The 6288-nt window shown below is 60.5% G+C and carries 7 protein-coding genes; 1 reads left to right on the forward strand and 6 read right to left on the reverse strand.

Annotated features, from left to right (window positions below; genetic code table 11):
- Window positions 1-392 precede the first annotated feature (392 nt).
- The gene (locus QMG25_RS19955; RefSeq protein WP_283462837.1) at window positions 393-1469 is read right to left on the reverse strand and encodes a LuxR family transcriptional regulator; all 1077 of its coding nucleotides are present in this window, start codon (window positions 1467-1469) and stop codon (window positions 393-395) included.
- A gap of 142 nt (window positions 1470-1611) precedes the next feature.
- Between QMG25_RS19955 and QMG25_RS19960 the strand changes: the two genes are divergently transcribed.
- Window positions 1612-1908: a hypothetical protein gene (locus QMG25_RS19960; protein WP_283462838.1), complete on the forward strand. Its 297-nt coding sequence runs from the start codon at window positions 1612-1614 to the stop codon at window positions 1906-1908.
- 3 nt (window positions 1909-1911) lie between these two features.
- Here the strand turns inward: QMG25_RS19960 and QMG25_RS19965 are convergent, their stop codons facing one another.
- The 5 genes from QMG25_RS19965 to QMG25_RS19985 all read right to left on the reverse strand — a co-directional run bounded on the left by QMG25_RS19965 (window position 1912) and on the right by QMG25_RS19985 (window position 5971).
- Window positions 1912-2625 (reverse strand): SRPBCC family protein, encoded by a 714-nt coding sequence (locus QMG25_RS19965; RefSeq protein ID WP_283462839.1) that lies wholly within the window; start codon window positions 2623-2625, stop codon window positions 1912-1914.
- A gap of 85 nt (window positions 2626-2710) precedes the next feature.
- On the reverse strand, window positions 2711-3595 hold the full coding sequence (locus QMG25_RS19970) for a VOC family protein (RefSeq protein ID WP_283462840.1): 885 nt from the start codon (window positions 3593-3595) through the stop codon (window positions 2711-2713).
- Between the two features lie 63 nt (window positions 3596-3658).
- Window positions 3659-4207 (reverse strand): dihydrofolate reductase family protein, encoded by a 549-nt coding sequence (locus QMG25_RS19975; protein WP_283462841.1) that lies wholly within the window; start codon window positions 4205-4207, stop codon window positions 3659-3661.
- 112 nt (window positions 4208-4319) lie between these two features.
- Entirely contained in the window at window positions 4320-4949 is a 630-nt protein-coding gene (locus tag QMG25_RS19980) for a DUF1684 domain-containing protein (RefSeq protein ID WP_283462842.1), read from the reverse strand.
- A 2-nt stretch (window positions 4950-4951) separates the two neighbouring features.
- A complete protein-coding gene (locus QMG25_RS19985) occupies window positions 4952-5971 on the reverse strand; it encodes an isopenicillin N synthase family dioxygenase (protein ID WP_283462843.1) in 1020 nt (339 codons plus the stop codon).
- Window positions 5972-6288: the final 317 nt, after the last annotated feature.

Here is a 6288-nt window from a genome sequence, read left to right on the forward strand (position 1 = left end):
GAGCCCTGGCCCAAAGCAACCCACCCGATCCCGCCTACCGGCGGCGAACACACTCCAAGCCTGGAATTCCCCGCCGTCAGCCGGCCCTGGCGGACATCAAGCTAGGCCGGTCAGCTGAATACCCCAGTGGTTTGTAACGCGCCGGAGTAGGTTGAATTCCTTGTTTGCCGTGGTTCTCCAGCGTTTGTAGAGGACATGAGCTGGTTAGAGTCCCACCACGGGTACACAAACCTCTGGTGACGGGGGGTCGCGTTTATATGTTCCCAAAATGTCCATCTGTTGGCTGGATGGACATCTGTCGCCGCTCATGTTGCATAAGCGCTGGTGGGAAGACCTGCGGCTGAAGCACCTATCGCCTTAGTGTTCTGTTTGAAATTCGCGCAAGCGCAGTGTCATTTCTGGTTCGATTCGTGGTCCGCGCGTGTGCCGATGATCTGGGCGAGAAGGGATCGACGATTGTTGGTCTGGGACTTCGTGAAGATCGACTTGAGGTGATCCTGCACAGTCAATTCTGAGAGGAACATCCGCTGCGCAATGAGCTTCGTGTCGCTCCCGTCTGCGAGCATCCCCAAGAGCTCAGCCTCGCGGACGCTCATCCCGTGTGATAGTGCGAAAACCTCGAGTCGTTCCTCAGGCGAGCTGACCTCAAGGGACACCGCGATCTGCGAACCCATTCTCGCAGCACGAACAGTAATCCAGGTGCCCTCCGCAAGATGCACACGTGCGCGAGCTTCGTGTGAATCGACCTTGTGTTCGAAAGCAAGCAGCTGCGCTGCTGTGTTGTAAACACTCGCCGGGGCCACCGGACGGCCGCAGTCGGTCGGCAGGAGCGTGCGAAGCCACTCCTCCGCAGCGCCCGTTTGGCTGACCACCTCGAGGTTCTCATTGAGAGCGAGGACGACGGGTCCGCCCGCGCGGCGACGAGCCGGCGGTACGGTAGAAAAAGTCACTGACTGACGCAATCGAAGAGCATGTGTCAGCAATGGTGTGAGCTCCCGCAGAAAGACAAGCTCATGGTCATCGAATGGTGTGGACCCACCGCTGCGCCACAGGTCGAGGAACCCCCAGCATCCGTAACGATCGGCCATGACGATGGAGGCGACGTCCCTTACCCCGTGCTCCTGGAGGACCTCCTTCCAGAGGAGGCTCTCCGTCAAATCTGCACCCGTAGCCTCGACAAGCGACGCAACGTCCACTCGACGAGCTGCCAAATCAGTCCATCGATTGACCCGAGTCAAGTATTTGGACTTGATGAGGTGGGGCAGCTGATCGAAAGCAGGGACATCCGCATGCGGGTCAGAGCCGACAAAGGTCACTGGATCGGTGAGCATCCACACGTGGGCGTCAAAGTCAAGCACACGGTGCAGTTCGCGGAGTACGTCAGTGCGCAACGTTCTGGCATCGGACGCTGCGGCAACAATGGTGACGATCCGGTCCCGCACAGTGGTGCGCGTCAGGGCTGTAACCATGTCTCTACACTACTCCCAACAACCCGGGATCGCGCGTCGAGATGGCAGCCACCCAAGCAGATAATATCCCAGAGAACTGGGATATTTACTGTCCGCAACAGCGCCTACACTCAAACCACACCCGTTAGAGAAGGTACGGATCATGGTCATTCTCAGGATTGAACATCCCACCCAAGATTTTGCCACTTGGAAAGCCGCTTTCGACCGAGACCCGGCAGATCGGGGCAAAGCAGGCGTACAGCGGTACTCCATCCATCAACCCACCGGCAACCCGCAATATGTGCTGATCGATCTTGAATTCGAGACGGTCGCCCAAGCAGAGCGACTATTGGCAACGATGAAAAAAGTGTGGAGTACCGGTGCTGCCGGACCCGCGCTCGGCGGTGAACCTCGAACGCAAATCCTCGAGACCAAGGAAGTCGCTGAAATCGAAACGTGACGCTCAACCAAAGCAAGGTGGGCCGTGTCGATCACGGACTGAACGGTAGGAACGAAAACCTAGCGGGACTCGGCAAGTCCAGGACCGCGTGCGGGGCTGGACAACCTTCGCCCTCGCCACACTCTTTCGCCGCGAACACCGGACTCCTGCTGTCCAGCAGCCACAGTTCACTGACAGGACTGCTGCCTGAACGAGGATATCCCCGTGCCAGGCACTAGCCTTCAATGGCTTGTGACGCCACTGCCGCAGATGCTCCTGGGCATGACCGGAAACCGCTCCACCTAGTTGCGCGAGCCCCTTTTCAAAGTCCTTGCCCACCATCTTGTCCATGTTCATAAATAGCAGGAACAACCTGTTGAGGCCTGTGCTTTCCCCTGTCATGGTCCACGTGACACGCGTTCCGGCACCTTCAGCGGCAAAAGTGAACGTTGTGGGGTTGACAGCCTTCATCGGTTTGGTGAATTCCAGCCGAATTCTAATTGTGGTGAGGGTGGTCTCCATGATCTGCATCGTTCCAACACCCGCTTTGCTCTTGCCTTTCCACGCGTACTTGGCCCCAACGCCAGCGATGGGGCCTTCGTATCTGTGCTCCATCGTCGGGTCGATGCTCTCCCACGGCGACCACCTAGTCCATTCACGGAAGTTTTCAACCATGGGGTAGATGCTCTCAACCGGTGCTGAGATTACGGTGCTGCGTTCGACGCTGAAAGTGGACATGCGCCCATACGATAACCGCCGACTGAGACAACTGCAGCAATCAGCGCGCGGGGTAGCCAAGCCGCGTCGTTGGTGCTCCCGTGCTTCACAACTCGTCGACGATGATCTTTTTCATGTTGAGCATCCTTTGAAACGCACCCGGGTGTTGGAGCAGCTCACCCATGTTCCCGGGCACAATCTGCCAACTCACCCCAAACCTGTCAACCAACCAGCCGCACTGTTCGGCCTCAGGCACAGCGCTGAGTGCTCCCCACATCCTGTCGATCTCATCCTGGTTCGCACAGTTCAGCTCGAGCGAGAGCCCCGGCGTGAATGAGTAGTCGTGGCCCATACCGGCATCCATGGCGGAGAACCACTGGCCGGCCAGGGTGAACTCCGCGAAGAGGATGGACCCGTCTTCTCCCGGCTTGGGAACGGTCATCCCAAGGCTCGAATCCGGCACCAGGCCGGTGTAGAGGTCAATGGCTTGTTGTGCTTGGGCGGCTGCTCCAGTGAACAGAAACTGCGGGATTAGCGCAGGTCGCTGCTCCGTGTCAGGGGCGGCAAGCATCAATTGCCAGTTCACCCCAAACTTGTCCTCGACCCAGCCGTAAAGCTTGCTGTGCGGGTACTCACTCAACGGCATGCGGACCTCGCCGCCGTCCGTGAAGGCCTCCCACATGGTGGCGATCCGGGCACGCGCCTCATCCATGCCGCCGCTGAACATCAGGGGGTCCATGTTGACGATGAACGACAACGCCGGTGTGGGCCGGAATTCGCTGCCGGCATTTATCAACCTGATTCGATATCCGCTCACGGTCACATCGACGACCAATGGCTGCCCTGCGAGGTCACGCTGGAAGTCCGGCAGGTCTTCCGATGGATAGGACATTACCAACTCTACGGAAGTGTCCGGAAGGACGGCCGCGTAGAAGCTGCCGACCTCGTCCGCGTTGCCTTGACACCACACGTTGGGCACGATTCGTTGCATGATTCCTCCTAGCGAGATTCGAACAGCATGACATGATGCGCTGGGCGCTGTGAGATTGGCGTTTCAGTCCGGCGGGCGCAGGGAGTAGCGCATGATGACGTTGCCCGATCCCGTGGGAGTGGCCCCCAACAGTTGCAGCCGGGTAGTCGTGACGCTCTCGTCAAACAGGCGCCGACCATCACCTACGACCACCGGATGCGTGGTCACGATGAGTTCGTCGATGAGGCCTTCCAGGAACAGTGAGCGGATTGTAGCGATGCCACCGCTCACAATGACTCCGCCCTCGCCGTGGTTGCAAAGGTTCCTGACGTACTCCAACGGGTCGCCAGGGATGCGTGTGCTGTTCCATGGCAACTCTTCCGGCAAAGTCGCCGAGACAACGTGCTTGCGCACAGGGTTGATCCATTGACCGAAGGGATCATCGGCTTGCGGCCAATACTGGGACCATTCCAGCCACAGTTTTCTACCGATCACAGCATCGGTGACAGGGGTGATCACCTCTGTCATCAGTTGCGCTTCCTCCGGACCGAACGCGTCGAACTGCCAAAGGTTCGGATCTTCAACCACCCCGTTGAGGGAGCTGAACAGGTGTGCTACTACCTTGCGACTCATGGTGCTACCAGCCCTTCAACGTGGACTTCGCTTTTACTATCGTAGAAGCCCACCGGAACCAGTTCAATGACGTTGCTGAATCTCGTGCCGATTTCCTGAGGTGCCGGAACAGTCAGGAGCCAAGTTGCGGGAGGTACATCTCGCCGACGGGAACCGGCACGGCCAAGCGATTGTCGGCGCCGGGCACTGGACACGCCCAGACGGGGTTGTAAGCGCACGAGGGGTTGTAAGCAAAGTTGAAGTCCAGGTTAAAGCGCTCACCCTCGACCCCGAGGTGGGCCCCCTTAATGGTGTCCAGAAGGTAGCGCCCGGCTCCGTAGCTGCCGCCGTCGGCCCCCGAAGTGGCGTCGCGGAAGGGTAGGAAGATGCCGCCACCGTAGCCGGCGTGCCGCCACACGGCGAGTTTGCCGACGTCCGGAATGTCGAAGGTACCCAGCCGCACGAACGCAACTGTGCCGTCGGTGCCCGTGTCCACGGACATTTCCTGTCCCGCACCCTCGGCGCCGATCTTGCAGGAAAACCGCCAGGCCAGATCGTAGGGCTCCACGGCCAGACCCGTGAACCTGGCATTCTGGTCGGAATCCAATGCCGAGGCCGGGTGGCTGGCAAACATTGCATCACGTTCCCGCACCCACAGCTCATGGGCCGCCGCGGCTCCGTCGCGCTCGTCAACAGCGCGCACTTGGGAATACAGTGCGAAGGTGCGCAAGCGCCAGTCTGCGGTGCCGACGGCGGAGGCCATGGCTACCCCACCTCGGGGTAGTGGATGGCGGCCGTCTGTGGGTGGGCGCGAACCCAGCCCTTGAGCACGTTGGACCCGTAGGAGGACAGCATGGCGTTGTTCGGGTCATCGGTGACCCCGCGTGCCTCCGCGGCGAGCTCCGCGGACAGTGGCACGGTGTTGATCACGGCGTCAAGGCGCGGGGACCAGAAGAACGGGACGGAGTAGCGGTCTAGGCCCGGCGATGGCGCGGTGACACGGTGGATGGTGGCCATGAGGTACCCGTTGGTGGCGACTTCGAGCATCTCGCCCAGGTTCACCACGAGCGCGCCAGGGATGGGGTCCACCGGAATCCATTCCGTGTGCCCGTGCGGCTGGACCGCGAGGCCGCCGACGTTGTCCTGCAGTAGCAGGGTGACGAAGCCGTAGTCCGCGTGGGCGCCCACGCCCTGGGTGCCGGCGGCGGTGACTTGCCCTCCGACGTAGTGGACAAGCTTGCCCATCCAGGCGGGGGACCAAGTGAACGGATCGGCAAAGTAGTCTTCGGGCAGGCCCAGGGCCACGCTGATCCCGGCCAGCAATTCGGCGCCGACGCAGGCCATCAGCGCCGCCCAGGCCATGGCCGCGCGTTCCAGTTCGGGGTAGCCTGCCGGCCACTGGTTGTGCCCCTGCAGGCGCAGGAACAGCTGGTCCGCGGGAACGTCGATAAACGGCTCACGGTCGGGACCGTAGTCAATCTGCTCACGCGAGTCGGCCCGGCCTCGAGTGATTTCGGTGCCCAGCCTCGTGTAGCCGCGGAATTGGGCGGATGTGCGATTGTCCAGCTCCAGCCGCTGCACCAGGGGGAGGCGGAAGAATCCGGCCACGGTGTCCAGCAGCGCTTGTGCCTGGCCGTCCGCGGCACCGTAGTTGGTAATCTGGAAGAAGCCGACGTTGTGGGCGGCGTCGCGCAGGGAATCGATGAAGTCGCTGTTGAAGAAGCCGTCCGGGTTGCGGGCTGCCGACAGGTCCAGTACGGGGACTGAGGTGCGTGGTGTACTCATGACTCCAGCGTGGGCGCATTCGGGCAAATAGTGAAGGAATATTTCCCTATGTTGCGTCACAAACTTGCGGTCATCCAAAGGTGTGTGGGCGCAACGTTTGACGGCGGCACCTCCCGGCAGCCGCCGTCGAACTTCCTACGTTTAATTCTGCCGTGGGTGACCCTTAACCTTTAACATCTTTAACAGCAACTGTTATCTCGCAGGACATCGGTGACAGTTCTCCCTCAACACATCGGTGACACAATGGCGGTTCTTGGTGGTGACACTTCTCGCCGGCGTTACTGGGGTTTGGCCGTCCGGTGCTGGTGGCAAAGAAT

Source organism: Arthrobacter sp. H35-D1 (assembly GCF_030063185.1).
In the GTDB taxonomy this organism is placed as follows: Bacteria; Actinomycetota; Actinomycetes; order Actinomycetales; family Micrococcaceae; genus Specibacter.